This is a genomic window from Aeromonas sp. S11(2024) (genome assembly GCF_041402345.1).
GTDB lineage: Bacteria > Pseudomonadota > Gammaproteobacteria > Enterobacterales > Aeromonadaceae > Aeromonas > Aeromonas veronii.
Window position 1 is genome coordinate 51,070 of sequence record NZ_JBGLRC010000001.1, and the last position, 25,185, is coordinate 76,254.

Sequence of the window (25,185 nt, forward strand, 5' to 3'; positions counted from 1 at the left end):
GGGAGAGCAAATAGCCCGGCTGTACGATCTTCGTGTTGTTCATCGCGTTATCCCAGCAGCAACAGCGCCAGCACCAGCACGGCGCCGATCCCCATGGAGGCGGCATACCAGCGCAACTTGCCGGTCACGGTCCAGGCCAGCAGCTGGTTGCCACGCAGGGCAAACCAGGCGGGCAGGCCCATCATCCAGTCCAGCGGATCCTGCCCGACCAGACGGGTCGCCAGCAGATAGGGTTTGACCCACAGCTGGTCATAGAGCCAGTCAAAGCCCCAGGCGTTGAACCAGAGGGTGCTGAGCAGGCGGCCCGGCGCGCTGTTGGCAATGGAGGTGGCCAGACGGCGCTCACCAAGGAACAGAAACGCGGCCAGCACAATGCCAGTAATGGCAATGATGCCGGAGGTGATCTCCAGCGCATGGCGACCCTCTTCGATATGGTCCCCCGGGCCTGCGGGTAGTACACCTGCCAGTGGCGGGGTGATCAGCGCGCCTATGCCGGTAGAAAGCACCAGCAGCACCAGCAGCGGCAGATGGTGAGCCAGACCGTGACCAGCGTGGGCTTTGGTCTGCTCTTGGCCATGGAAGGCGATAAAGATCAGCCGGAAGGTATAGAGCGAGGTGAGGAATGCCCCTACCAGACCTGCCCACAGCAGCGCGCTTTGGCCAGAGGCTTCTACTTGCCACAGGATGGCGTCCTTACTGTAGAAACCGGAAGTGACCAGCGGCAACGCCGCCAGCGCCGAGCCCCCCACCAGGAAACAGGCATAGACCAGCGGCAGACTCTTGCGCAGCCCACCCATCTTGAAGATGTTCTGCTCATGGTGGCAGGCAACGATAACGGCACCGGCGGAGAGGAACAGCAGCGCCTTGAAGAAGGCGTGGGTCATCAGGTGGAAGATGGCCCCTTCCCATGCGCCGACACCCAGTGCCAGAAACATGTAGCCAATCTGGCTCATGGTGGAGTAGGCGAGGATCCGCTTGATATCGGTCTGAACCAGCGCTGCAAAGCCTGCCAGCACTAGCGTGATGGCGCCAACCAGCCCGACCAGATGGAGGATCTCTGGCGCCAGCAGGAACAGGCCGTGGGTACGGGCAATCAGGTAGACACCGGCGGTCACCATGGTGGCTGCGTGGATCAGCGCGGAGACCGGCGTCGGGCCTGCCATCGCATCTGCCAACCAGGTTTGCAGCGGCAGCTGGGCCGATTTACCGACCGCGCCGCCCAAGAGCATCAGGCAGGCCAGCGACAGGGCAGGGGAGCCCTCGGCAAACAGGGTCGGGGCACGAACCAGCAGCTCGTGGATATTGAGGGTGCCCAGTTCCCGATAGAGGATAAACAGGCCGATGGCGAGGAAGACATCACCCACCCGGGTCACGACAAATGCCTTGAGGGCCGCCGCTCCGTTCTTGCGATCCTTGTAGTAGAAGCCGATCAGCAGGTAGCTGCACAGCCCTACCCCTTCCCAGCCGAGGTAGACAAACAGCAGGTCATCGGCCAGTACCAGAAACAGCATGCTGGCGATAAAGAGGTTGGTGTAGGTGAAGAAGCGGGAGTAACCCTCTTCTCCGCGCATATACCAGGAGGCAAACAGGTGAATGAAGAAACCCACCCCAGTCACCACCCCCAGCATGGTCAGAGACAGGCCATCCAGTGCCAGCGAGAAGCTCGGGGTAAAGTTGCCCACCGCCATCCATTGCCACAGGCGCTGGACATAGACGCCCCCCTCTGGCGGGTTGCCCAGAAAGTCGATGCCCACCCACAGGGTAGTGAGGGCCGACAGGCCAATGGAGCCCACCCCGATCATTGCAGAGGTACGCTCGCCAAACCGTCCGAGGGAGAAGGCCAGCACCAGCCATCCCAGCAGCGGAAATAGAAAAGTCAGATATAAGAGGCTCATCCGCGCATCTCGCTCACAGTGTCCACGTTCAGGGTGTGGTAACGACGATAGAGCAGCAGTAACAGGGCAAGGCCGATACTGGCCTCCGCTGCCGCCAGAGAAATCACCAGGATATACATGATCTGGCCATCGGCCTGGGCCCAGCGGCTACCCGCCACCACAAACGCCAGTGCCGAGGCATTCATCATGATCTCGATACTCATCAGGATGTAGAGCAGGTTGCGGCGGATCAGCAGACCGCACAAGCCGATGCAGAAGAGCACCGCGGCCAGCAAAAGCCCGTGCTCCATGGGGATTCCATTCATTGCTGACCTCCTTCTTGTGCAGAGCGGGAAGCAGAGCGCGGGACGGAGAGCACTTCACCGCTCTTCTCTTCCCGACCCAGGTGATAGGCGGTTACCAGACCCGCCAGCAGCAGGATGGAGGCAAGCTCCACCGCCAGCACATAGGGGCCAAAGAGTTCGACACCCACCTGCTTGGCGGTCACCTCGGTCACTCCGATCAGGCCCCCGGTCACCCCGAGAATGCCGTGGGCCAGAAAGCCCAGCAGGATCAGCGAGAGCAGGGCTGGGCCCCCCCAGGTCATGGGGGTGAGCCACTTTTTCTCCTGTGCCTGGGCACTCCCCAGGTTCAGCATCATCACCACGAACACGAACAGCACCATGATGGCGCCGGCGTAGACGATCACCTGCAGGGCGCCTGCAAAGGCGGCACCTAGGCAGAAGAAGATCATGGCCACGGCGATGAGGGAGATGATGAGATTGAGCAGCGCATGCATCGGATTGCTGGTGCTGATCACCCGCAGCGTGCTGTAAATGGCCACCAGGGCCGAGGCATAAAATGCCAGTTCCATGATTGACTCCTCAGGGCAGCAGGCTCTTGACATCGATGGGCTTGGCTTCGTTTTCGGCATCCCCTTTCGGCTTGCCGTCGATGGCCATCCCGCTCATGCGGTAGAAGTTGTAGTCCGGGTATTTGCCGGGCCCGCTGATCAGCAGATCTTCCTTCTCGTACACCAGATCCTGGCGGCGATACTCACCCATCTCGAAATCCGGTGTCAGCTGGATGGCAGTGGTGGGGCAAGCCTCTTCACACAGGCCGCAGAAGATGCAGCGAGAGAAGTTGATGCGAAAGAACTCCGGATACCAGCGACCATCTTCCCGCTCGGATTTTTGCAGCGAGATGCAGCCGACCGGGCAGGCAACTGCGCAGAGGTTGCAGGCCACGCAACGCTCGTCCCCGTCGGGGTCGCGGGTCAGCACGATGCGACCGCGGTAGCGGGGGGCCGCATAGACTGCCTGCTCCGGATAGTTGAGGGTTTCACGGGGCCGCCAGGCATGGGAGAAGACCATGGCCAGACTGCGTAACTGGGTGCCGACACCCTGAATAATGCTAACAATTTTCATATTGAGTGCCTCACTGCGTACTTATCAGTACAACTGCCGCGGTGACCAGCATATTGATCAGGGTCAGCGGCAAGCAGACTTTCCAGCCAAACGACATCACCTGGTCAAAGCGCGGGCGAGGCAGGGAGGCCCGCAGCAGGATGAAGAACACCATGAAACAGGCGGTCTTCAGGGCAAACCAGATGAAGGGGGGCAGCCAGGGGCCGTGCCAGCCACCGAAGAAGAGGGTCACGATGAGCGAGGAGATCAGCACGATGCCGATATATTCGCCCACGAAGAAGAGACCCCACTTCATCCCCGCATACTCGATGTGATAGCCATCGGCGAGCTCCTGCTCGGCTTCTGGTTGATCGAACGGGTGACGGTGGGTGACGGCGACACCGGCAAACAGGAAGGTGACAAAGCCCAGGATCTGGGGCACCACGTTCCACAAGTCTGCCTGTGCTTCGACGATATCCCGCAGGTTGAAACTGCCGGTCTGGATCACAATCCCCATCAGGGATAGCCCGAGAAACACCTCGTAGGAGAGGGTCTGGGCCGAGGCGCGCAAGCTGCCGAGCAATGAGTATTTGTTGTTGCTTGACCAGCCGGCGAACAGCACCGCATAGACCGCCAGCCCCGCGATGGCCAGGATGTAGAGCAGCCCCACATTGAGATCCGCCACGCCCCAGGTGGGGGTGATGGGCACCACCGCAAACGCCAGAATAAAGGCGGTGAAGGCGATGATGGGGGCCAGGATAAAGATCCGCCGATCAGCGAACGGCGGGATCCAGTCCTCCTTGAAGAACATCTTGATCATGTCGGCGGCCAGCTGGAGCAGACCAAACGGTCCCACCCGATTGGGGCCGTAGCGATCCTGCCACAGGGCCAGCAGACGGCGCTCGATGAAGCTCATGAAGGCGCCAGCCCCCACGATCCCCACCAGCACGATCAGTGCCTTGCCCACCTCCAGCAACAGATCGATCAGCGACTCGCTCATGCGATCACCTCCTGCAGGTTAGTGATTGAGGCTTGTTGCAGGGCCGTCGGCAGGCCGTTCACCCCAAGGGGGAGCCCCACCAGACCGGCGCTCAGTTGCTCGCTCAGGCGCAGACGCAGTTGCCAGTGGCTACCGCCCCAGGAGAAGGAGACCTGACTGCCCCCGTGGAGGGCCAGACGCTGCGCATCAAGGGGATTGAGCACCAGCTCGGGTTCGTTCATCCGGGCCTGAATAACCGGGCTGCGAGCGGAGAGCTCCTCGCCGCCAAACAGCTGGGCATAATTGACCACTTGCAGCGCCTCTGCGGCCTTGAAGGGGGCGGGGATGGTGGTGAACCAGCCGAGCAGCTCCTTGCCTTCTGCTTTTTTGTCACTCACTTCCAGCAGACGGCGACCCGGATCGCCAGCACGCAGTTTGCCACCCACTTCATCCTGGAACTTGTTCCAGGCGGAGGGAGAGTTCCAGCCCGGCGCCCAGGCGAACGGCACTTGCGGCAGCGGCTGACGGGCTCCGGCATACCCTTCCATGGAGAAGTTGAAGGGGGAGTCGGGATCTTGCGCTACCCGCGGCTCGCTGACGTTCTGATCCGCCAGCATGGAGGTGCGACCGCTGTAACGATGCGGCTCACGGGCCAGTCGCATGCCACGGATCCGCAAGCCTGCGTTGGGCGCCGCTTCCAGCATGGTAGCCAGCAGCGGATTGCTGGTGGCACAGTCATGGTTGACCTGGTCGAAGTTCTGCCAGCGCAGCGGCTTGCGTTCTATCGCCCCTTGCAGCGCTGCCAGCCAGCGCCACCCTTCACGCACCTGAATATCGGCGTTGTAGAAGGCGGGCGCATAGACCTGGAAGAAGCGCTGGGCGCGCCCTTCCATGTTCACCAGGGTGCCATCGGCTTCGGCAAAACTGGCCGCTGGCAGCACCAGATCAGCCTTGTTGGCGGTCGGGGTCGCCTGATGGTCGATGACCAGCAGGTGCTGCAGCCGTGCCAGTGCAGCATCCACCCGGTTGCGCGGCGCGCGGCGGTAGAGATCGTTCTCCAGGGCAACCAGCGCCAACCCCTCTTCTGACTCGATACGCGCAAGGGCGGCTTCGAGTGGTTTGTCTGTCAAGGTTTGAGCGCCCAGCATGGTCAGACCGAGCGAGTTGGCCTCCTGGCCAACCAGCGCGATGTTGGCTTCCTGTCCACGGCCCTTCAGGGCGCGGGCAATGTTGCTGGCCGCCTCAAGCAGCGCCACATCGCGGGCACTGGAGCCTGCAATGATGAGCGGCTTCCTGGCGTTGCCGAGCAGCTCGGCCCAGCGAGCCGCTTGTGCCTGCTGTTCGGGGCAGAGGTCGGCCACGGCCGGAGCACTCGAGTCGAGCAGATTGGCGATGGCAAAGCCAAGGCGCGCCTGATCGGCATAGGGGGCGTGCAGCTTGTCGGCCGCCACATCGTCCATACGGGTGGTGTCGAGGCTGGTGATGAGCAGCGGGTAGCGCTCGTTCTGACCCAGGGTTTGAACGGCGGCGACTTGCCACAGATCGACCTTCATCTTGCGGGCCAGCTCGCGGGCCTTGCCCTTGACGGCTTGGCGCAGCGCCAACGCGATACGGGCTGCGCTCATGGTGACATCCTCGCCGAGCAGCAGAATGGCGTCGGCCTCTTCCATGTCCCGCAGGCTCGGAGTCGGCACGCCGCCCTGTTGCAGGATCTGCAGCATCTTCAGCTGACAGGCCCATTCGGCCTGCTCGACGCCTGCGTAGAAGTTGTCTGCCCCCACCAGCTCGCGCAGGGCAAAGTTGCTCTCCAGCGAGGCGCGGGGCGAGCCGATGCCGATGAGGCCGCGGGCCGTGCGCAGGGCATCGGCGGCGCGGTTGAGGGCGCCATCGACCGTGATGGTCAGCTGGTCGTTGCCATCTTTGAGCAGCGGTTGGCGCGGGCGGTCGGCCAGATTGACGTAGCCATAGCCAAAGCGGCCACGGTCACAGAGGAAGTAGTGGTTGACGCTGCCGTGGAAGCGGTTTTCGATGCGGCGCAGCTCGCCATAACGCTCGCCCGGACTGATGTTGCAGCCCACGGAGCATTGCTGGCAGATGCTGGGGGCAAATTGCATGTCCCACTTGCGGTTGTAACGTTCGGAGTGGGTCTTGTCGGTGAAGACGCCGGTGGGGCAGACCTCCACCAGGTTGCCGGAAAATTCACTCTCCAGGGGGCCATCCTCGACCCGCCCGAAATAGACGTTGTCGTGGGCACCATAGACCCCGAGATCCTCGCCACCGGCATAATCCTTGTAGTAACGGACGCAGCGGTAGCAGGCGATGCAGCGGTTCATCTCGTGACCGATGAAGGGGCCCAGCTCCTGATTCTGGTGGGTGCGTTTGGTGAAACGGTAGCGACGGCTGTTGTGGCCGGTCATCACCGTCATGTCCTGCAGGTGGCAGGCGCCGCCCTCTTCACACACCGGACAGTCGTGAGGGTGGTTGGTCATCAGCCACTCCACCACGCTCTTGCGAAATTCTTTAGCCTCTTCATCCTCGATGGCGATGTAGCTGCCATCGGTGGCCGGGGTCATGCAGGACATGACCAGACGGCCGCGCTTGTCATCGGCATTCTGATACTGTTTCACCGCACACTGGCGGCAGGCTCCCACGCTACCCAGCGCCGGGTGCCAGCAGAAATAGGGGACGTCCAGACCCAGCGACAGACAGGCTTGCAGCAGGTTATCTGCCCCGTCTACCTCGTACTCTTTGCCGTCTACATAAATGGTTGCCATACAACTTCCCTGAAACCTGTTTTGTGAAATCTGTGGTGTCGTTACCAGCGCTCGCCCAGCAGATTGGGCTGGATCCCTTTGACCGGCTTGCGGTTATCACCGCTGCCTTTGATCCCGGCCTCGAATTCGGAGCGGAAATATTTGATGGCACTGGCCAGCGGCTCGACGGCGCCCGGTGCGTGGGCGCAGAATGTCTTGCCCGGGCCAAGGAAACCGCAGAGTTGCTCCAGGGTCGCCAGATCGCCGGATTGCCCTTCGCCACGTTCCAGTGCCCGCAGCAGCTTGACGCTCCAGGGCAGGCCGTCGCGGCAGGGCGTGCACCAGCCACACGACTCGCGGGCGAAGAACTCCTCCATGTTGCGCAGCAGGGAGACCATGCTGATGGAGTCATCCACCGCCATGGCGAGGCCAGTCCCCATCCGGGTACCTACCTTGCCGATACCGGCGGTATACATCTGGGCATCGAGGTGCTCCGGCAGCAGGAAGCCGGTGCCCGCGCCGCCCGGTTGCCAGGCTTTCAGTCGATAGCCGCTCTTCATCCCGCCGGCGTAATTTTCAAACAGCTCGCGGGCGGTGATGCCAAACGGCAGCTCCCAGACCCCGGGGTTGTTCACCTTGCCGGAGAAGCCCATCAGCTTGGTGCCGTGATCTTCCGAGCCCGGCAGCGCCAGCCCGTGATACCAGGCGACCCCGTTGCCAATAATGGCGGGGACGTTGCAGAGGGTCTCGACGTTGTTGACGCAGGTGGGTTTGCCCCAGACGCCGGAAACGGCGGGGAAGGGGGGTTTGGCACGCGGGTTGGCGCGGCGCCCTTCCAGCGAATTGATCAACGCCGTCTCTTCACCACAGATGTAGCGGCCGGCGCCGGTGTGGACGAACAGCTCGAAGTCAAAACCGGAGCCCAGAATGTTCTTGCCAAGCAAACCGGCGGCCTTGGCCTCTTCCACCGCACGGCGCAGGTGGATGGCAGCATCCACATACTCGCCGCGCAGGAAGATATAGCCGCGATAGGCCTTGAGCGCCCGGGCACTGATGATCATCCCCTCGATCAGCAGATGGGGCAGTTGCTCCATCAGCAGGCGATCTTTCCAGGTGTTGGGCTCCATCTCGTCGGCGTTGCAGAGCAGGTAACGGATGTTCATGCTCTCATCTTTGGGCATCAGCCCCCACTTCACGCCAGTGGGGAAGCCCGCACCGCCGCGCCCCTTGAGACCGGCATCCTTGACGGTGCTGACAATCTCGTCCGGGTTCATCTGGCCGAGCGCCTTGCGGGCGGCTTCATAGCCCTGTTTGGCCTGATACTCCTCCAGCCACACCGGCTGGCCGTCATCCCGCAGCCGCCAGGTGAGCGGGTGGGTCTCGGGGGCTCGCGGGGTGCGATTGGCGGTGCCAAGAGAGGCGAGGATCTTGTTTTGCGGCAGGCTCATGGGTAAGCCTCCAGCGTTTTCAGCAAGGTCACCGGATCGAGGCCGCCATAGGTGTCGTCATCGATCATGATGGCTGGCCCCTTGTCGCAGTTGCCAAGGCAGCAGACCGGCAGCAGGGTGAAGCGGCCATCCGGGGTGGTTTGACCGGGGCCGAGGTTCATCACCTCCTTTAGACCGGCCATCAGCTCTTCATGGCCATTGATGTAGCAGACCATGCTGTCGCAGACGCGGATGATGTGACGCCCTACCGGCTGGCGGAAGATCTGGCTATAGAAGGTGGCGACCCCCTCCACGTCGCTGGCGGGAATGCCGAGCTGGGCCGCGATGGCGTGAATGGCGCCGTCGGGTACCCAGCCTCTGGCCTGCTGCACGATCTTGAGCGCTTCGATGCTGGCGGCGCGGGGATCTTCGTAGTGGTGTTTCTCGTGTTCGATGGCATCGCGTTCAGCCTGGCTCAGAACGAAGTCGTCCTGTTTGCTGCTGCATGCCCCTTGCCCCTGTGGGGTCTGATTATTGTGACACTGACATTGCTGGCTCATGACTTGACCTTTGGTGGCTTGTCCTTTTACTGCTCGTCCGGCGATCCCAATTCCCGGCCATGGCCGGGAGGGCGGATCACTTAACGGTCCACATCCGACATAACAAAATCGATACTGCCCAGATAGACGATGAGGTCCGACACCATGCTGCCCTTGATCACCGAGGGGATCTGCTGCAGGTGAGCAAAGCTCGGGGTGCGGATCCGGGTCCGGTAGCTCATGGTGGAGCCATCGCTGGTCAGGTAGTAACTGTTGATCCCCTTGGTCGCCTCAATCATCTGGAACGACTCGGCAGCGGGCATCACCGGGCCCCAAGACACTTGCAGGAAGTGGTTGATCAGGGTCTCGATGTGCTGCAGGGTGCGCTCTTTGGGCGGCGGGGTGGTGAGGGGGTGATCTGCCTTGAAGGGGCCCTCCGGCATGTTTTTCATGCACTGCTCGATGATCGACATGCTCTGGCGGATCTCCTCGATCCGCACGGTGGCTCTGTCGTAGGCATCGCCATTGCTGCCAACAGGCACTTCGAAGTCGAACTGATCGTAACCGGAGTAGGGACGCCACTTGCGCACGTCGAAGTTGAGGCCGGTGGCGCGCAATCCGGCCCCCGTGGTGCCCCAGGACAACGCCTGCTCGGTGGTGTAGGCAGAGACGCCTATGGTGCGACCGCGCAGAATGCTGTTGCGCATCGCCGCTTTTTCGTAATCCATCAGACGTTTGGGCAACCAGCTCAACAGGTTGTCCTGCACCAGCCGTTGCCATCCCTTCGGCAGGTCGTGGGCCACACCGCCGATACGGAACCAGGCCGGGTGCATGCGGGCACCGGTGATCGCTTCGATGATGGTGTAGATCTTCTGCCGGTCGGTGAAGGTGAAGAAGACCGGGGTCATGGCCCCCACGTCCTGGATATAGGTCCCGAGGAACAAGAGGTGGCTCTGGATGCGGAACAGCTCTGCCATCATCACCCGGATCATGTCGACCCGCTGGGGCACCTTGATGCCGGCCAGCTTCTCGACCGCCAGCACATAGGGGAGGTTGTTCATCACCCCGCCCAGATACTCGACCCGGTCGGTATAGGGGATGTAACTGTGCCAGGACTGGCGCTCACCCATCTTCTCGGCACCACGATGGTGGTAGCCGATATCGGGCACGCAGTTGCGGATCTCCTCGCCATCGAGCTGCAACACCAACCGGAAGGCGCCGTGAGCAGAGGGGTGGTTGGGGCCGAGGTTCAAGAACATGTAGTCCTCGTTCTCGTTGCCGCGGGCCAGCCCCCACTCTTCCGGTTTGAACAGCAGGTTCTCCTGCTCCATGTCCTGTTTGGCGGCATCGAGCATGAAGGGATCGAATTCGGTGGCGCGCGCCGGGTAATCCTTGCGCAGCGGGTGACCCTGCCAGCTCTTGGGCATCATGATGCGGGTCAGATGGGGGTGGCCATCGAAGGTGATGCCCATCAGATCCCACACTTCCCGCTCGTACCAGTTGGCATTGGGGAAGTGGTTGGTGATGGTGGGCAGATGCAGGTCACTTTCGGCCAGCGCCACTTTCAACATCACATCGGCGTTACGGTCGATGGAGATGAGGTGATAGAAGACGGTGAAATCGCTCTGGGGCAGACCGTCGCGATGGCTGCGCAGCCGCTCGTCAGTCGCACTCAGATCGAAGAGCATCACGAACGGGGAGGGCACCTTGCGCAAAAAGCCCATCACATCCTGCAGCAGTTCGCGGGGGAGCCAGACCACCGGCACGCCGGTGCGCGTGGTCTGCACGGTGAAGTGCTCGGCCCCGAAGTGGGCAAACAGTTCGCCAATGACTTTGGCATCCTTGTGGTCGCTGGGCTGCCACTGGGCCATGGCGTAATTGCTGGGAAAATCACGAGTCAGTTTCATGGTCAGATCTCATCCGGCGTGCGCAGGTTGGTCACATTGATCCGTTCGCCGCGCTTGCGCTCTTTTTCGGCCTGCATCTGGGGACGGTAGATCCCCTGATCGCCCACTACCCAGGAGAGGGGGCGGCGCTCTTTGCCGATGGAGTCCTGCAGCAGCATCAAGGCTTGTAGAAAGGCTTCGGGACGGGGCGGGCAACCCGGAATGTAGACGTCGACCGGCAGGAACTTGTCCACCCCCTGCACCACGGAATAGATGTCATACATGCCCCCTGAGTTGGCACAGGCCCCCATGGAGATCACCCACTTGGGTTCGAGCAGCTGTTCATACAGGCGTTGAATCACCGGTGCCATCTTGATGAAGGGGGTCCCTGCAATCACCATGAAATCGGCCTGACGGGGCGAGGCACGGATAACTTCGGCGCCGAAGCGGGCCACATCGTGGGGGGAGGTGAAGGCGGTACACATCTCCACGTAGCAGCAGGAGATGCCGAAGTTGTAAGGCCAGAGGGAGTTTTTGCGGCCCCAGTTGACTGTGTCTTGCAGCACCTCCTCGAGACGGCCCATCATGATGCCGCGCGTCGCTTCTTGCGCCAGTGGGTCATCGACGGTCTGGCGCTGCTCCTGGGGGTAGCGCTCAACGGGTGCATCCGGGTCAATCCGGGTCAGGGTGTACTTCATGGTGCAACCTCAAGGAAAGGGTCTGTGGTTCAATCACTGTTTTTGTTGTTCAACTGCGGTTTGCGCGGTGACCAGTCCAGTGCGCCGATGCGCCAGAGGTAGATCAGGCCGATAAGCAGCAGTCCGATGAAAATGGTGGCTTCAATAAAGCCGACCCAGCCACTCTCCCGCACGGAGACAGACCAGGCAAACAGGTAGAGCGCCTCGACGTCGAAGATGACGAAGAACATGGCGACCAGATAGAACTTGGCGGAAAAACGCAGGCGGGCACTGCCGACCGAGTCGACACCAGATTCAAATGGCTTGTTCTTGGTGCGGCCGTAGGCGCGACCTCCCAGCAGGGCAGCGAGGCCTATCATCACCAGACAGATGGTGATGGCACCGATGACATAAATGGCAAAAGCCCAATGTTGAGCAGAAATATCAGCAAACATAGAGGTTTTTCCTAACCAAATTAATCAAGCGACTTAACAATAATGTTACGCATTATGACACTTTCGCACTGATTTACATGTCATTTTTACGGGTTAATTATTAATCGGTTAACCGGTAATTAAATTTTGTTAAGAAGCGCACTTTTTTGTTGGTTATGGCGGGCGAGAAAGGCCTGGAAAGCGTAGTGGTCCAACTAAATACGGACATTTGGTTAGGCCGTTCCTTGGCTTTTGCTGGCAGCATCCCATAATTCTGGCGATGTGGACGCTGCCAGTTGTAGTAATCCATCAGCCGTTATCCCAGCAGTTACTACTTCGGCTCATGTTCTGGGTCATGCGATAGTGCCACCGTCGTTGCGGAAAGGCCCAGTTGTCGTGTCGGTTACCCAGGCAGATTGAAACGACACCTGAGGGGAAAACCCGCTCCAGATTGTCCATATCGAGCACTTTTGTTCTCAGTACTGCATCAGGTTTGTCAGACACTGCTCAACCCATGACCCGCTGGTTATGCAGGGCGAGCATTGCGGCCAAGATAATGCTAGCGAGCGCCTGCTCAGCCGTCGGTGGCATCTCCACATCACACTTGATTGGGTTGCGGAAGATCAATTTTTCGGGCCAGCAGATTGGGAATGTCCGGTCGTTTTGACCGTGCAACACCTGTAGCGGTGTGCGCCCGGCTGTTTGGATGCCAGCCCGGCTTCCTTTATCAGGTTACGTATTTTGACTCGGCCAAGCTGATACCCACAACATCCGCATCACCGACATCAAGGGGCTGCGGCCTGCTGAGCTCTGGCTCGCTGTGAACAACCGCCGCAGTTGCATGCGCTCTCCTGCGAGCCAGATAGTCGTCTCAGCGGATCACTCCCTTCTCGCATCCAGATGCCACTCCGGTAGTTCTTCTAGCTGCACGTCGATACTTTTTTTTCGGTGGCTGCATTGCTGGCCAGTCGGCTATGACGCCTATTTTGTGTATATCACTGTTGGTCAACGAGGCTATGGGCATGTCGTTTTGAGCAATGTACACCTGCTTGTATCCAGCAGCGCAGTCTGCAGTCTAAGGAATGGGTTTGTAGTCAAAAACGGTACTCGATATGGAGGGTATGGCTGTCCAGCCCCGGATTCTTGTCATACATATGGGCGTTGGACATGTGCTCATACTGATAGCCGATCAGCCAATTTTTGGTGATGGCGTAACCGAGGCCGATACCCAGGGCGAACTGGAAGGGGCCGCCGTAATCCTTGTAGCCGTGGCCGCGAGTGCCAAATTGGTACTGATCGAGCCAGACCATCTCGCCGGGGAGCCAGGTCACCCAGTTACCCCATTGGCATTCGATACGGGCGCCGCCCCCCACTCTGGCGGTCTCTTCATCTTCTACCTTGAGCGTTCCGGCACGTACCCCCAGCCCAAATTGACAGCCTGAGTCTCCCCAGCGCCAGAACATTTGGTGGAACTTGGCGTCGGCGATGTTGATGTCGAGCTTGTCATTGCTGAAGGCCTTGCCAAGCTGCAGTACCACGATATTGTCATTCGCCATTGCAGACGGACTGGCGAGCAGTGCTGTCAGCAGGCCGATCCTTGATAGAGTGTTAGCGTCCATGCCCCCTCCCGATCCTTGTTGTCATCCTGGTGATCCTGTTGATCACCCTTCAGGCATAGTCAATCGACGCGCTCCCTGTCAATGCATGGTCACTCGGTAAAAAAATTAAATATTTATGAAAAATCAACTATCTGCGATGGGCTGATGTGATTTGGCAGGCGTGACCGCGGGGAGATGAAAAAGCCCTTCACCATGGTGAAGGGCTTTTTGCTATCTGGCGTTTATCCGCTTGGGTTGCTCCGTCTGGGTTTAGTAGCCCTGCTGGTGCACGTCCATCACGGCGCGGCCTGACGGGTCGGCCATCTCTTTGAACTTGGCATCCCACTCCAGCGCGGTAGGGGTGGAGCAGGCGACCGACTTGCCGTAGGGCACGGTGCGGGCGGCAGCTTCCAGCGGGAAGTGCTCGTCGAAGATGGCGCGATAGAAGTAGGCCTCCTTGGTGAGCGGGGTGTTGATGGGAAAGCGGAATGCGGCCGCTTCGAACATCTGATCCGTCACTTCGGTCTCGACCATCGCCTTCAGGCTGTCGATCCACGAATAACCTACGCCGTCGGAGAACTGCTCCTTCTGGCGCCATGCCACTTCGTGGGGCAGCAGATCCTCGAAGGCTTCGCGCAGGACGTGCTTCTCGATCTTGCCCTTGCCGCACATCTTGTCGGCAGGTTGCAGGCGCATCGCCACGTCCATGAACTCCTTGTCGAGGAAGGGCACGCGACCCTCGACACCCCAGGCGGCCATCGATTTGTTGGCGCGCAGGCAGTCATAGAGGTGCAAAGAGGCGAGCTTGCGCACGTTCTCTTCGTGGAACTCGCGGGCGTTGGGCGCCTTGTGGAAGTAGAGGTAGCCACCGAACAGTTCGTCGGAACCTTCGCCGGAGAGCACCATCTTGATCCCCATCGCCTTGATGTAACGGGCCATCAGATACATCGGCGTGGAGGCGCGTATGGTGGTGACGTCATAGGTCTCCAGGTGATAGATGACGTCGCGCAGGGCATCCAGCCCCTCCTGAACGGTGAAGTGGATCTGGTGGTGGACGGTGCCGAGGTGATCAGCCACCTTGCGGGCGGCGGCGAGATCCGGCGACCCTTCCAGACCGACGGCGAAGGAGTGCAGTTGCGGCCACCAGGCTTCGCTCTTGCCATCGTCCTCGATGCGGCGCGCCGCATAGAGCTTGGTAATGGCGGAGATAACGGAGGAGTCCAGTCCGCCGGAGAGCAGCACGCCATAGGGTACGTCACACATCAGCTGGCGCTTGACCGCCGCTTCCAGCGCGGCTTTCAGCTCCGCCTTGTCGCTGACGTTGTGCTCGACCGCGCTGTATTCCATCCAGTCGCGCTTGTACCACTGTTTGAGCTCGCCATCCTTGCTCCACAGGTAGTGTCCCGGCGGGAAGGTTTCGACGCTCTTGCAGACCGGCACCAGCGCCTTCATTTCGGAGGCGACATAGAAGTTGCCGTGCTCGTCGCGACCGGTATAGAGGGGGATGATCCCCATGTGGTCGCGACCAATCAGGTAGGCATCCTGTTCGGCGTCATAAAGGATAAAGGCAAAGATGCCGTTGAGATCGTCGAGAAACGCCGGGCCCTTCTCCTTGTAGAGGGCAAGCAGCACTTCACAGTCGGATTTGGTCTGGAACTGGAAGTCGACTTTGAGGGTCTTCTCCAGTTCTTTGTGGTTGTAGATCTCGCCGTTGACCGCCAGCACATGGGTGCGCTCGGGGTTGTAGAGCGGCTGGGCGCCATTGCCCGGGTCGACGATGGCCAGACGCTCATGCACCAGAATGGCTTTGTCTGAGCTGTAGACGCCGGACCAGTCAGGCCCGCGGTGACGAAGTCGCTTGGACATCTCCAGCGCCGATTTGCGCAGGGCTACTGCATCGGACTTGATATCCAGAATGCCGAAAATTGAACACATTGGCGGTAATCCTCTTGATTTTTATATGAGCCCCCCACGTTTGGGCTCGAAATTCCATTTACATTCCTCGTCAGACACAATGCCTAGCGGAAAAACCTTTTGCAAGCGGGAAAACCGCAGAAAATCATGCCGTAAGCGTCAAGCGGATCAACAGGATAAGGGCTGCTGCAACGAGGCAGGGTGACGTGAACGTCAAGCCGAGGCGGGTTCGAAGATCACATAGACCTTGCGACAGGGGGTGAGGGTCTCCCACTCGCCGACAAAGCCTGCCGGAATCACGAATTGATCGCCGGGTTTGAGGGCAAGCTGGCCGCCCTGACTGTCGTGGATCACCACATCCCCCTCCAGCAGCTGGCAATACTCGTGCTCGGTGTAGTGGATGGCCCAGCGGCCAGGCTCGCAAGCCCAGAAGCCCACGTGAAACTGCTGGCTGGGGTCGGAGTAGTGGTTCCACACCGTTTGCGCCGGGTTGCCCGCTTTAATGCGCTCGGGGGCTGGCATCAGCGGGGTAGGGGCCGCCTCGTGGCGGCCCGGCAAAATCCAGTCGTTGAGGGTCTTCATGGTGCCTCCCTGGCAATGGGGATATGAAAACGGGGCCATCCAGGCCCCGCGTTTGTTCGTTTTATTAAACGAGGTTGTGCATAACTTAAACGATGTGCATTCCCTTGCCAAGAGCCGCTGGCCGCAGGATCAGAGCGGCTGCAAACGGCGGATCACATGACGGGCAAAGCCGCTGCCCGCTTCGTTGTAGACGTTGAACACTGCATCCACCCCCTGCTCCTGCAGGGAGGCGATATCATCCTCGAAGCGGACGATGGCGGCTATCTTGCCGTTGAACCCGTGGCTGCGCAGCTTCTCGATGGCGTAGAGATTCCCCGAGTGGTGGGGCATCGCCAGCAGCACCAGATTGACCTGATTGGAGAGCAACACCTTGTCCCAGAAGTCGGTATCGGTGGCATCCCCTTCGATGACGTTCATCCCCTGGGCGCGCAGGGTGGGCAGCTTCTCGCTGTCGTTCTCCACCCCGAGGATGACGTTGCCGTACTTGTTCTCCAGCTCGAAGTAGGCTCCCTGACCGATCCGCCCCATGCCGAGGATGATCACCTCGGCATCGCCAAGCTCGATGGGCCTGTCTTCCGGATGGAGGTTGCTCGCCTGCAATCCTCGCAGCCAGTGGCCGATACGGTGATAAATGCGCTCGCTCTGGGCATTGAGCGGGGCGGAGATCATAAAGCTCGCCGCTAGCGCCAGCGAGACCGCCACCAGCCACTCGTGGGAGAGCCAGCCCGCCCTGGCTGCGATGGCGGCGACGATCAGGCCAAACTCCGAGAAGTTGGTGAGCGCCAGGGTAGAGAGCAGCGCGGTACGCACCCGCAGGTGAGCGCCGCTGTAGACCAGATAGTAGAGGACACTTTTGAGCGGCAGGGCCAGCACCAGTGCCAGTGCCAGCAACATGGTGTCGTGGGTCGGCAGACCGTTGAGGCCGATGGTGAGAAAGAAGCAGACCAGAAAGAGGTCTTTGAGGTTGAAGAGCGCCTTTGCAAGCCCTGCCGCAGCCGGATGAGAGGCGAGCAGCATGCCGATGATGAGGGCCCCCAGATCCGGCTTGAGGCCGACCACTTCAAAACCGGCAGCCCCGACCACCAGCGCCAGAAATACTCCGAACAGCACCTGCAGCTCGCCGTGACCGGCCCGCTCCAAGAGCTTGAACAGCAGCGGGCGCAGCAGCGGCAATCCCAGCACCCAGAGCGCCCAGATGCTGGGCCACTTGCCGCTGGAAAAGGCCAGAAATGCTACGGCGAACACGTCTTGCATGACCAGTACCCCGATGGCGATGCGGGCGTAGAGGGCATTCATGTCGCTGCGATCTTCCAGCACCTTGACTGCGAAGACGGTGCTGGAGAAGGAGAGGGCAAAGCCCAGCAGCAGCGCCAGTTTCCAGTCCAGCGAGAGGGCAAGTTCAAGCCCCAGTCCCTTGCAGACCAGCAGCACCACGGTAAAGAGCAGGGTGGAGAGCAGCAGGTGCAGGCTGGTGGTGCCCCACACATCGCGCCGCATCAGGGTCTTGATATTGAGCTTGAGGCCGATGGTGAACAGCAGCAGGGTGACGCCGAGATCGGCCACCTCGCTCAGGGCGGGGGTATTTTCATATCCCATGCCGTTGAGGATAAAACCGGCGGCCAGAAAGCCGAGCAGGGGGGGCAGGCCAATCAGATTGACTACCATGCCGCAGCCAAAAGCCACGGCGATCAGAATGGGTTCCATAACAGATCCTGCAAGGGCAGGAGAGACCTGCCCTGTTTAACGCTTGGGTGGTGATTAGACGATATCGATGTCGACCACGGAGTCGAAAATATGGTTCGGGCGAAACGGCATGCGGTCGATATCGGCGACCTTGCTCACCCCGGAGAGCACCAGCACCGTTTCGAGACCGGCCTGAAAGCCCGCCAGAATGTCGGTGCGCAGGTTGTCGCCGATGATGATGGTGTCGTCGGAGTGGGCCTCCATCCGGTTGAGCGCCGCACGGATGATCCAGGCGCTCGGCTTGCCGACATAGAACGGCTTCTTGCCGGTCATCCGCTCGATGGGGGCGCACAGGGCGCCGCAGGCCGGGTGCATCATGGGGCCGTGGGTATCCGGGTTGGTGGCGATAAAGCGAGCCCCCTGATCGACGAACTTGGCCCCCTGTTGCATCATGGTCCAGTTGTAGTTGCGGGTCTCGCCCACCACCACGAAGTCGGGGTCGATATCGGTGATGGTGAAACCGGCCTTGTAGAGCTCGTGGGTCAGTGCCCCTTCACCGATCACATAGGCCTTTTTGCCATCCTGACGCTTGAGGAAGTCGGCGGTGCCCATGGCGGAGGTATAGAAGCACTCCTCCGGCACTTCGATACCTGCGGAACGGAAGCGGTTTTGCAGATCTTTCTGGGTCTGTGCCGGGTAGTTGGTGAGGAACAGGAGCTTGCTGCCCTGCTCCAGCAGGCGATGGACGAAACGGTCGGCACCGGGGATGAGATCGTTGTTGTGCAGGATGACACCGTCGATATCGCAGATGACGTTCTTCTTCATGAAAACTCCTTGTCAGGGCGCAGGCGAGCCGCCAATCGTTAAGATGTTCAATCATTTATGATTTTTGTGACGCCATTATAAGTCTGTTTGATGACAAGTCTCCCCTGTCTCGTCACTTCGGTGCACAATAAAGCTGCCGTCGGGTCAGTCTGGTGGAGGGGCTGACGCCGGATCACTTTGCTGATGGAGCCGTTGCCATGGACACCCCGATTCCCAAGCCAGTCACCCCCGAACACCTCACCGCCGCGCAATTTATCGCCGGACTGCCGAAACTGGAGCTGCACCTTCACATTGAGGGCACCCTCGAACCCGAGCTGATGTTCGAGCTTGGCAAACGCAACAATGTGCCACTGCCCTGGCCCGACGTGGCCAGCGTGCGCGCCGCCTATGACTTTGACTGCCTGCAATCCTTTCTCGACCTCTACTATCGCGGTGCCAGTGTGCTGGTGACCGAGCAGGACTTCTTCGACCTCACCTGGGCCTATCTTGAGCGGTGTGCCGCCGACAAGGTGGTGCATGTGGAGATCTTCTTCGACCCGCAGACCCACACTGCCCGCGGTATCCCATTTGTTACCGTGCTCGGCGGCATCGAGCGGGCGCTGCAGCGCGGGGAGCAGGAGTTTGGCATCAGCTGGCGCCTTATCATGAGCTTTTTGCGCCACCTGAGCGAAGAGGAGGCGTTCGTCACCTTGGCAGAGGCCATGCCCTTCCTGTCACGGATCCACGGCATCGGCCTCGACTCGGGGGAGAAGGGCAATCCGCCCAGCAAATTTGCCCGTATTTTTGCCAAATGCCGCGAGCTGGGGCTGCCGGTGGTGGCCCATGCGGGCGAAGAGGGGCCTGCCGACTATATCTGGCAAGCGATCAACGAGCTGCAGGTGCAGCGCATCGATCACGGGGTGCGCTCGGCCGACGATCCCGAGCTGCTCCGTTATCTGGCCGATACCCGGTTGCCGCTCACCGTTTGCCCCCTCTCCAACACCCGGCTCAAGGTGTTTGACCAGATGGCCCACCACAATGTGCTGCGGCTGCTGGAGCAGGGGATCTGCGTCACCATCAATTCCGACGATCCCGCCTACTTCGGTGGTTACATGGGGGCCAACTTTGCGGCGCTGGCGGACGATCTCGGCGCCACTGCGGATCAGCTTTGCCGCCTCTCGCTCAATGCAGTGGAGGCGAGCTGGCTGAGCTTGGCCGACAAAGCGCGGCTGACCCGTGACATCCGCACTCATGCCGCCCGCCACGCGGTGCAGCTGCACTGAGTCAGGCGCAGGTTAATCCCGGATGCAGAGAGGCCCGCTATCACGGGCCTCTCTTATTTTCAGTTGCGAGCGTTTCTGCTGCCGGTGGATGACGCCCGCGCTATGCCACTCGCACCAGAAACTTCTCGCCCTGTCCTGCGCGCTTGAAGCGCTCGAGCAGGGTCGGCAGCGCCTCAAAGTCGCCGACCACCAGCGGCGGCAGGGTCAGCTCGCCGCTCGCCATCTGCTCCATCATGGCGACACCGGCGGCCACCTGTCGGCTCCACTGTTTGTCCGAGCCAAAGGCGTGCTGGGCACCCAGCGCAATCTCGTGCAACGAGTGGCAGTGGGCAAAGGCGGGCAGCGGGTTGTGCAGAATACGCCCCAGCACAGTCACCATATGACCGTAGTAGCCAAGGGCAGGCAGCAGGCTCTCAGCCTGTTGGCTAGAGACCAGATCGATGATCCCCTCGAACGGCTCGTTGCCGTTGGCGGCCTGCAAGGTGGCCAGCCAATCGGGCTCCCGATAATCAGCCACCCCCTGCACACCTATCTGCTTGAGCCACGGATGGTGGCGAGGACTGGCGCTGGCAAAGACCCGCGCCCCCTGCTTGAGGGCCAGCTGCACCGCAAAGCGGCCGACACTGCTGCCGGCGCCGGTGATGAGCAGCGCTTCACCGTGCAGGCGCGGCAGCTTGGCCAGCGCCTGCCAGGCGGTGAGACCGGGACAGGGCAGGGCGGCTGCCGCCTCGTCGCTCAGGGCATCGGGTACCGGCAGCAGGGCGCGTGCCGGCACCCGGGTATGACGGGCAAAGCTGCCGTGGTGGCGCAGATCTGTGTGGTAGGCGACCCGGGCGCCGAGACGCAGATGGCTGACGTTGGCGCCGAGCGCCACGATCGTGCCCATGCCATCGACGCCGGGCACTTGACCGTCCTGCCAGTGGGCGTGACCATATTCGATCAGCTTCCAGTCCACCGGATTGAAGGCGATGACCCGGTTGGCCACCAGTACCTCATCGGGGCCAAGGGGGGAGAGCGGGAGGTCGGCGAGGGTGAGCTGATCCGGTTCACCGGGGGCATGCCAGCACCAGGCTTGGGTGTGATTCATGATGATTCCTTGCGAAACAGTGGGGAGAGCTTGATGAGATTATTGCAACAGCAAGACAGTAAAAATTCCACTGTTGCAATTGCGCAACAATACGGCAGGCCCCAACCTGTGGGGCCTGCTTAACGTGGTCTGCTGGCCATTGGCAAGCAACGGCCGGTTTTATGCGTCATCGGCCTGATAGGTCGGGTAGTCGGTGAGCCCCTTCTCGCCGCCGCCAAACAGGGTGGCCGGATCGTGGGGGGCCAGCGGATAGCCGTGGCGCAGCCGCTCCGGCAGATCCGGGTTGGCGACGAAGGGGCGGCCAAAGCCAATCATGTCGGCCCAACCCGCCTTGAGGGCGGCGCGCGCTCGCTCGCCGTCATATTTGCCGGCATAGATCAGGGTGTTGGGGAAGGCATCGCGCAGACCCTGCTTGAAGTTCTCCGGCATCAGGGGGGCATCGTCCCAGTCCGCTTCGGCGATGTGCAGGTAGACCACGTTGAGCTGGCCCAGCAGGTGGGCGGCGGCCAGATAGGTCTCTTGCGGGTTGGCATCCACGGTGCCGTTGAGGGTGGTGAGCGGCGCAAGACGCACCCCGACCCGGTCAGCCCCGATCTCGCTGCAGACCGCTTCGGTCACCTCCTTGAGGAAGCGCAGCCGGTTCTCCAGCGAACCGCCGTAGCCGTCGGTGCGGGCGTTGGACTCGGAGTCGAGGAACTGGTTGATGAGGTAGCCGTTGGCGGCGTGCAGTTCGATGCCGTCAAAACCGGCGCTGATGGCGTTGCGAGCCGCCTGACGGAACTGGCCCACTACCGCATCGATATCTGCCTGGGTCATGGCGCGCGGGGTGACGGTCTCGACAAAACCGGGGGCATCGCTGCCGTTATCGACAAACACCTTGACGCCGACCGCGGGCAGGGCCGAGGCCGAGATGGGCTGGGCGCCGTCGATGTTGTCGGGATGAGTGACCCGACCCACGTGCCAGAGCTGGGCGAAGATGGTGCCATGTTTGGCGTGAACGGCGTCGGTCACCAGCTTCCAGCCGGCGATCTGGTCGGCGCTGTAGATGCCCGGCGTCCAGGCGTAGCCCTTGCCCATGGGATCGATCTGGGTGCCCTCGCTGATGATAAGGCCGGCACCGGCACGTTGGGCGTAGTAGGTGGCCATCATGGCGTTGGCCACATCACCGGGCTGACTGGCACGGGAGCGGGTCATGGGGGGCATGACGATGCGGTTGGCAAGGTGCAGCTGACCCAGTCGCTGCGGGCAAAACAGGTGATCGTGGCTCATCTTGAGTTCCTCATGGTGGAAGTGAGGCCACTTTATGCCGCCATCTTGTTGTGAAAAAGGGGGGTAATTGCACAAGAGAATTGTGCTTGATGCAGCAATCAGTGCAAACCGTTAGGAAAGAGGCGTTTAGGCATAAAAAAGAGGGCCGTCTGGCCCTCTTCTGTTTTCTGCCGGTGGCAGGCTCAAGCTGCGGCGGGCATCACTTTCACACGCTCGATGCGCCGCTCGCTCACCTCGATCACCTCGAAGTTGAGCTGCTGCAGTTGCAACTGCTGGCCCGGGGTGGGCAGAGTGCCGAAGTGGGAGAGCAGCATGCCCGCCAGGGTCACGTATTCATCGCTCTCGCTCACCAGCCCCTCGTGCTCCAGCACCTGCTCCACATGGTGGATGTTGGTGCTGCCGTTGATCAGCCACCCTTCGCCATCGCGCACGATATCCGGGGTTTCGTCCTCGTCCGGCAGCTCGCCGACGATGGCCTCCAGCAGATCGTGGGTGGTGACCAGCCCCTGGATCACGCCAAACTCGTCGGAGACCAGAATAAGGCTTCCCTTGGCTTTGCGCAGCTCCGCCAACAGACGGATCACGTTGATGGTTTGCGGCACGATAATGGGGTCGTTCTGCTTGGCCAGTTCACTTAAGGATTGCCCTTCGTTCAAGGCAAACAGCAGATCGCGCGCCTTGACCACTCCGATCACCTCGTCCAGATCCCCGTCACAGATAGGGAACAGGCTGTGGGGCTCGCGCTGCAACAGGGCGCGGATCTCGTCGCTGGAGTCGTTGATATCGATCCAGGCCATCTCCGAGCGCGGGGTCATGATGGTGCGAATGGAGCGCTCGGCCAGCGACAGCACGCCGGTCACCATATAGCGCTCCTCCTCGCCAAAGCTCACCGGTGCTACGGCAGGGGCATCCAGATCGTCATCCGGCTGATCCTGATAGGCTTTGCTGCCCATCAGCTTGAAGATGGCGGCGGTGGTGCGCTCGCGCAGCGGCTGTTTGGATTCGTGACGCATGGCGCTGCGCTGGGCCAGCTGGTTGAAAAACTCGATCAGCACCGAGAAGCCGATGGCCGCGTAGAGGTAGCCCTTCGGAATATGGAAGCCAAATCCTTCCGCCACCAGGCTGAAGCCGATCATCAGCAGGAAGCTCAGACAGAGCACCACCACGGTGGGGTGGGCGTTGACGAAGCGGGTCAGCGGCTTGGAGGCGAGCACCATCACCACCATGGCGATGGTCACGGCGGCCATCATCACGCCAAGGTGTTCCACCATGCCGACGGCAGTGATGATGGAGTCGAGCGAGAAGACCGCATCGAGCACCAAAATTTGGGCGATCACCACGCCGAAGCTGGCGTAGGCGCCGACCGGGCCGTCATCGTGGGGTTTGGCTTCCAGCCGTTCATGCAGCTCAGAGGTAGCCTTGAACAGCAGGAACAGGCCGCCCCCCATCAGGATCAGGTCCCGACCGGAGAAGGGGTGATCCCACAGGTGCAAAATCGGGGTGGTCAGGGTGACCAGCCATGACATGACGCTCAAGAGCCCAAGTCGCATCAGCAGGGCCAGCGACAGGCCGATGACGCGTGCCTTGTCTCGCTGGGCGGGGGGCAGTTTTTTCACCAGGATGGCGATAAAGACCAGGTTGTCGATCCCCAGCACGATTTCCAGAATGATCAGGGTAAACAGACCAATCCAGATGTGGGGATCCAGCAGCAATTCCATTGTATGACCTCAATAAAAACAGACAGAGCAGAGAGTGATCACGGCGCACGATGGCCGCAGTAACAGCAAGGCAAAGGTGTTATTCAGAGGCGCTGATTAAGCAGAAAAAGATAGGCTTTGACAGAGAGAGACGAAGGGCAACTTCGGGGATTGTCCATGATGGGCAATAAAACCTCGGGTGAAAAATGAGCCCTGATGATAGCGGCTGGCGCCAATTTGGCAAGCGCAGTGTCAGCGGGGCGTGATGGGGTTGTGATGCGACAGGGGGAGGCGGCGGTGGCGCTCTCCCCCGTGCGGTCGTTACAACCAGCGCTTTTCGCGGGTGAAACAGACCGACAGCCAGGCATCCCCCAGGGTGTCACCGAGGCGAGACCAGAGCTCCTGACGCAGGGCATCCTGACGTTCGACGGGCCACTCCTGACCCGGCGCCACCAGAATGTTCAATTCCAGATCGAAGCGGCGACCGCTTTTGGCCAGATGGCTGTAGCACTCGATGCCGTGGCGCTGGCGCAGCGCCTCGATCTCCTGCTCGACTTGCCGTGGCACGTCTCCCTTGGGAGCGATCTTCAACACTTCCCGCAGGTTGCGACCGAGCACCTTGATGGGAATAAGGGTGGCACAGAGGGCCAGCAGCGAGACCAGCACCGGGTCTATGTAGCGGTTGTATTGGCCGTAGCCGATGGCATCGAGGCCGATGGCGACCACGAAACCGATAAGCAGGGTGGCGCTGAGCAGGGTATCCACCAGCCACTCTTTGGAGTCGACCCGCACCAGTTCGGAGTCTACCTGCTCGGCAACCTGGGCTTCGATGCGATAGATGATGGCGCAGAAGAAGGTGGAGACGGCGGCATAGATGAGGGCGTGGCCGAGATCGATCTCCCGTCCGCCATCCAGCAGGGTGGTGATGCCGCTATAGAGAGCGCCAAGGCAGAGCAGCAGAATAATGGTGCCATTGATGACGTTGGTGATGGGCTCGAAGTGGGCATAGCCGTACTGGAAGCGCGCATCGGAAGGGCGGGTAACGAGATAGGCAGTGATGAGGCCAAGGCCCGTCATACCCATGCTGAACAGGGTGAAGATACCATCGAGCATGATGGCGTTGGAACCGACGAAGAGGCCGTAGCCGATGCCGAAGATGGCAAAGGTAATACAACCGAACAGCGACAGGGTAAGCGCCTGTTTTTCGGTGGTGACCAGCGTACTGATAACATGGCTGTGGTGAGCCATAAAAGTCCTCCTTTCAAATGGTGAATATTGCCAAGCGCAAGCGGT

Annotated in this window: 21 protein-coding genes and 1 pseudogene; 1 reads left to right on the forward strand and 21 read right to left on the reverse strand. The window is 60.8% G+C overall.

Annotated elements, in window-relative coordinates; genetic code table 11:
- Positions 1-47: 47 nt before the first annotated feature.
- From nuoL to ACB040_RS00305, 17 genes and pseudogenes are all read right to left on the reverse strand, one after another.
- Complete coding sequence (gene nuoL, locus ACB040_RS00225) at positions 48-1,895, reverse strand: NADH-quinone oxidoreductase subunit L (RefSeq protein ID WP_371153933.1); 1,848 nt, start codon at positions 1,893-1,895, stop codon at positions 48-50.
- A complete protein-coding gene (nuoK, locus tag ACB040_RS00230) occupies positions 1,892-2,200 on the reverse strand; it encodes an NADH-quinone oxidoreductase subunit NuoK (RefSeq protein WP_005337247.1) in 309 nt (102 codons plus the stop codon). The genes nuoL and nuoK overlap by 4 nt, the downstream gene beginning before the upstream one ends.
- On the reverse strand, positions 2,197-2,748 hold the full coding sequence (gene nuoJ / locus ACB040_RS00235) for an NADH-quinone oxidoreductase subunit J (protein ID WP_005337246.1): 552 nt from the start codon (positions 2,746-2,748) through the stop codon (positions 2,197-2,199). Before nuoJ ends, nuoK begins: the two co-directional genes overlap by 4 nt.
- A 10-nt stretch (positions 2,749-2,758) precedes the next feature.
- On the reverse strand, positions 2,759-3,301 hold the full coding sequence (gene nuoI / locus ACB040_RS00240) for an NADH-quinone oxidoreductase subunit NuoI (RefSeq protein WP_005337245.1): 543 nt from the start codon (positions 3,299-3,301) through the stop codon (positions 2,759-2,761).
- 10 nt (positions 3,302-3,311) lie between these two features.
- On the reverse strand, positions 3,312-4,280 hold the full coding sequence (gene nuoH / locus ACB040_RS00245; RefSeq protein WP_005337244.1) for an NADH-quinone oxidoreductase subunit NuoH: 969 nt from the start codon (positions 4,278-4,280) through the stop codon (positions 3,312-3,314).
- Positions 4,277-7,033: an NADH-quinone oxidoreductase subunit NuoG gene (gene nuoG / locus ACB040_RS00250; RefSeq protein WP_342400918.1), complete on the reverse strand. Its 2,757-nt coding sequence runs from the start codon at positions 7,031-7,033 to the stop codon at positions 4,277-4,279. The genes nuoH and nuoG overlap by 4 nt, the downstream gene beginning before the upstream one ends.
- A gap of 41 nt (positions 7,034-7,074) precedes the next feature.
- The gene (gene nuoF / locus ACB040_RS00255; RefSeq protein WP_342400919.1) at positions 7,075-8,460 is read right to left on the reverse strand and encodes an NADH-quinone oxidoreductase subunit NuoF; all 1,386 of its coding nucleotides are present in this window, start codon (positions 8,458-8,460) and stop codon (positions 7,075-7,077) included.
- Positions 8,457-8,999: an NADH-quinone oxidoreductase subunit NuoE gene (gene nuoE / locus ACB040_RS00260; protein ID WP_270817113.1), complete on the reverse strand. Its 543-nt coding sequence runs from the start codon at positions 8,997-8,999 to the stop codon at positions 8,457-8,459. Before nuoE ends, nuoF begins: the two co-directional genes overlap by 4 nt.
- Positions 9,000-9,079: 80 nt before the next feature.
- Positions 9,080-10,885, reverse strand: a complete 1,806-nt coding sequence (nuoC, locus tag ACB040_RS00265) for an NADH-quinone oxidoreductase subunit C/D (protein ID WP_206901672.1) — start codon at positions 10,883-10,885, stop codon at positions 9,080-9,082.
- A 2-nt stretch (positions 10,886-10,887) separates the two neighbouring features.
- Complete coding sequence (locus tag ACB040_RS00270; protein WP_005344917.1) at positions 10,888-11,562, reverse strand: NADH-quinone oxidoreductase subunit B family protein; 675 nt, start codon at positions 11,560-11,562, stop codon at positions 10,888-10,890.
- 29 nt (positions 11,563-11,591) lie between these two features.
- On the reverse strand, positions 11,592-11,996 hold the full coding sequence (locus ACB040_RS00275) for an NADH-quinone oxidoreductase subunit A (protein ID WP_005344919.1): 405 nt from the start codon (positions 11,994-11,996) through the stop codon (positions 11,592-11,594).
- Positions 11,997-12,189: 193 nt separating this feature from the next.
- Positions 12,190-12,824, reverse strand: a pseudogene (locus tag ACB040_RS00280) (IS3 family transposase); the annotation flags it as partial.
- A 245-nt stretch (positions 12,825-13,069) separates the two neighbouring features.
- A complete protein-coding gene (locus tag ACB040_RS00285; protein ID WP_371153927.1) occupies positions 13,070-13,594 on the reverse strand; it encodes an acyloxyacyl hydrolase in 525 nt (174 codons plus the stop codon).
- A gap of 249 nt (positions 13,595-13,843) precedes the next feature.
- On the reverse strand, positions 13,844-15,508 hold the full coding sequence (asnB, locus tag ACB040_RS00290; protein WP_371153925.1) for an asparagine synthase B: 1,665 nt from the start codon (positions 15,506-15,508) through the stop codon (positions 13,844-13,846).
- Between the two features lie 192 nt (positions 15,509-15,700).
- Positions 15,701-16,069, reverse strand: a complete 369-nt coding sequence (locus ACB040_RS00295; RefSeq protein WP_201908822.1) for a cupin domain-containing protein — start codon at positions 16,067-16,069, stop codon at positions 15,701-15,703.
- Between the two features lie 129 nt (positions 16,070-16,198).
- Positions 16,199-17,773: a cation:proton antiporter gene (locus tag ACB040_RS00300; protein WP_371153922.1), complete on the reverse strand. Its 1,575-nt coding sequence runs from the start codon at positions 17,771-17,773 to the stop codon at positions 16,199-16,201.
- 54 nt (positions 17,774-17,827) lie between these two features.
- The gene (locus tag ACB040_RS00305) at positions 17,828-18,577 is read right to left on the reverse strand and encodes an HAD-IIA family hydrolase (protein ID WP_005337281.1); all 750 of its coding nucleotides are present in this window, start codon (positions 18,575-18,577) and stop codon (positions 17,828-17,830) included.
- A 197-nt stretch (positions 18,578-18,774) separates the two neighbouring features.
- Here ACB040_RS00305 and ACB040_RS00310 point away from each other — a divergent pair, with 197 nt between their 5' ends.
- Complete coding sequence (locus ACB040_RS00310) at positions 18,775-19,839, forward strand: adenosine deaminase (protein ID WP_371153920.1); 1,065 nt, start codon at positions 18,775-18,777, stop codon at positions 19,837-19,839.
- Positions 19,840-19,939: 100 nt separating this feature from the next.
- Here ACB040_RS00310 and ACB040_RS00315 read toward each other — a convergent pair whose 3' ends face one another.
- The 4 genes from ACB040_RS00315 to ACB040_RS00330 all read right to left on the reverse strand — a co-directional run bounded on the left by ACB040_RS00315 (position 19,940) and on the right by ACB040_RS00330 (position 25,140).
- Entirely contained in the window at positions 19,940-20,926 is a 987-nt protein-coding gene (locus tag ACB040_RS00315) for a zinc-binding dehydrogenase (protein ID WP_371153918.1), read from the reverse strand.
- A 159-nt stretch (positions 20,927-21,085) separates the two neighbouring features.
- Complete coding sequence (locus tag ACB040_RS00320; protein ID WP_371153916.1) at positions 21,086-22,195, reverse strand: alkene reductase; 1,110 nt, start codon at positions 22,193-22,195, stop codon at positions 21,086-21,088.
- A 182-nt stretch (positions 22,196-22,377) separates the two neighbouring features.
- Entirely contained in the window at positions 22,378-23,913 is a 1,536-nt protein-coding gene (locus ACB040_RS00325; RefSeq protein ID WP_040066465.1) for a TerC family protein, read from the reverse strand.
- A 300-nt stretch (positions 23,914-24,213) separates the two neighbouring features.
- Positions 24,214-25,140 carry a cation diffusion facilitator family transporter gene (locus ACB040_RS00330; RefSeq protein ID WP_139429511.1) on the reverse strand — a complete coding sequence of 309 codons (927 nt, stop codon included), beginning with the start codon at positions 25,138-25,140 and terminating at the stop codon, positions 24,214-24,216.
- Positions 25,141-25,185: the final 45 nt, after the last annotated feature.

Coding starts and splice junctions, on each gene's coding strand:
- nuoE (WP_270817113.1), bottom strand. CDS start 8,999: ATGAGCCAGCAATGTCAGTGTCACAATAATCAGACCCCACAGGGGCAA.
- ACB040_RS00310 (WP_371153920.1), top strand. CDS start 18,775: ATGGACACCCCGATTCCCAAGCCAGTCACCCCCGAACACCTCACCGCC.
- ACB040_RS00325 (WP_040066465.1), bottom strand. CDS start 23,913: ATGGAATTGCTGCTGGATCCCCACATCTGGATTGGTCTGTTTACCCTG.
- nuoG (WP_342400918.1), bottom strand. CDS start 7,033: ATGGCAACCATTTATGTAGACGGCAAAGAGTACGAGGTAGACGGGGCA.
- ACB040_RS00270 (WP_005344917.1), bottom strand. CDS start 11,562: ATGAAGTACACCCTGACCCGGATTGACCCGGATGCACCCGTTGAGCGC.
- asnB (WP_371153925.1), bottom strand. CDS start 15,508: ATGTGTTCAATTTTCGGCATTCTGGATATCAAGTCCGATGCAGTAGCC.
- ACB040_RS00320 (WP_371153916.1), bottom strand. CDS start 22,195: ATGAGCCACGATCACCTGTTTTGCCCGCAGCGACTGGGTCAGCTGCAC.
- nuoI (WP_005337245.1), bottom strand. CDS start 3,301: ATGAAAATTGTTAGCATTATTCAGGGTGTCGGCACCCAGTTACGCAGT.
- ACB040_RS00305 (WP_005337281.1), bottom strand. CDS start 18,577: ATGAAGAAGAACGTCATCTGCGATATCGACGGTGTCATCCTGCACAAC.
- nuoC (WP_206901672.1), bottom strand. CDS start 10,885: ATGAAACTGACTCGTGATTTTCCCAGCAATTACGCCATGGCCCAGTGG.
- nuoL (WP_371153933.1), bottom strand. CDS start 1,895: ATGAGCCTCTTATATCTGACTTTTCTATTTCCGCTGCTGGGATGGCTG.
- ACB040_RS00300 (WP_371153922.1), bottom strand. CDS start 17,773: ATGGAACCCATTCTGATCGCCGTGGCTTTTGGCTGCGGCATGGTAGTC.
- ACB040_RS00275 (WP_005344919.1), bottom strand. CDS start 11,996: ATGTTTGCTGATATTTCTGCTCAACATTGGGCTTTTGCCATTTATGTC.
- nuoJ (WP_005337246.1), bottom strand. CDS start 2,748: ATGGAACTGGCATTTTATGCCTCGGCCCTGGTGGCCATTTACAGCACG.
- nuoH (WP_005337244.1), bottom strand. CDS start 4,280: ATGAGCGAGTCGCTGATCGATCTGTTGCTGGAGGTGGGCAAGGCACTG.
- ACB040_RS00315 (WP_371153918.1), bottom strand. CDS start 20,926: ATGAATCACACCCAAGCCTGGTGCTGGCATGCCCCCGGTGAACCGGAT.
- ACB040_RS00295 (WP_201908822.1), bottom strand. CDS start 16,069: ATGAAGACCCTCAACGACTGGATTTTGCCGGGCCGCCACGAGGCGGCC.
- nuoF (WP_342400919.1), bottom strand. CDS start 8,460: ATGAGCCTGCCGCAAAACAAGATCCTCGCCTCTCTTGGCACCGCCAAT.
- ACB040_RS00330 (WP_139429511.1), bottom strand. CDS start 25,140: ATGGCTCACCACAGCCATGTTATCAGTACGCTGGTCACCACCGAAAAA.
- nuoK (WP_005337247.1), bottom strand. CDS start 2,200: ATGAATGGAATCCCCATGGAGCACGGGCTTTTGCTGGCCGCGGTGCTC.
- ACB040_RS00285 (WP_371153927.1), bottom strand. CDS start 13,594: ATGGACGCTAACACTCTATCAAGGATCGGCCTGCTGACAGCACTGCTC.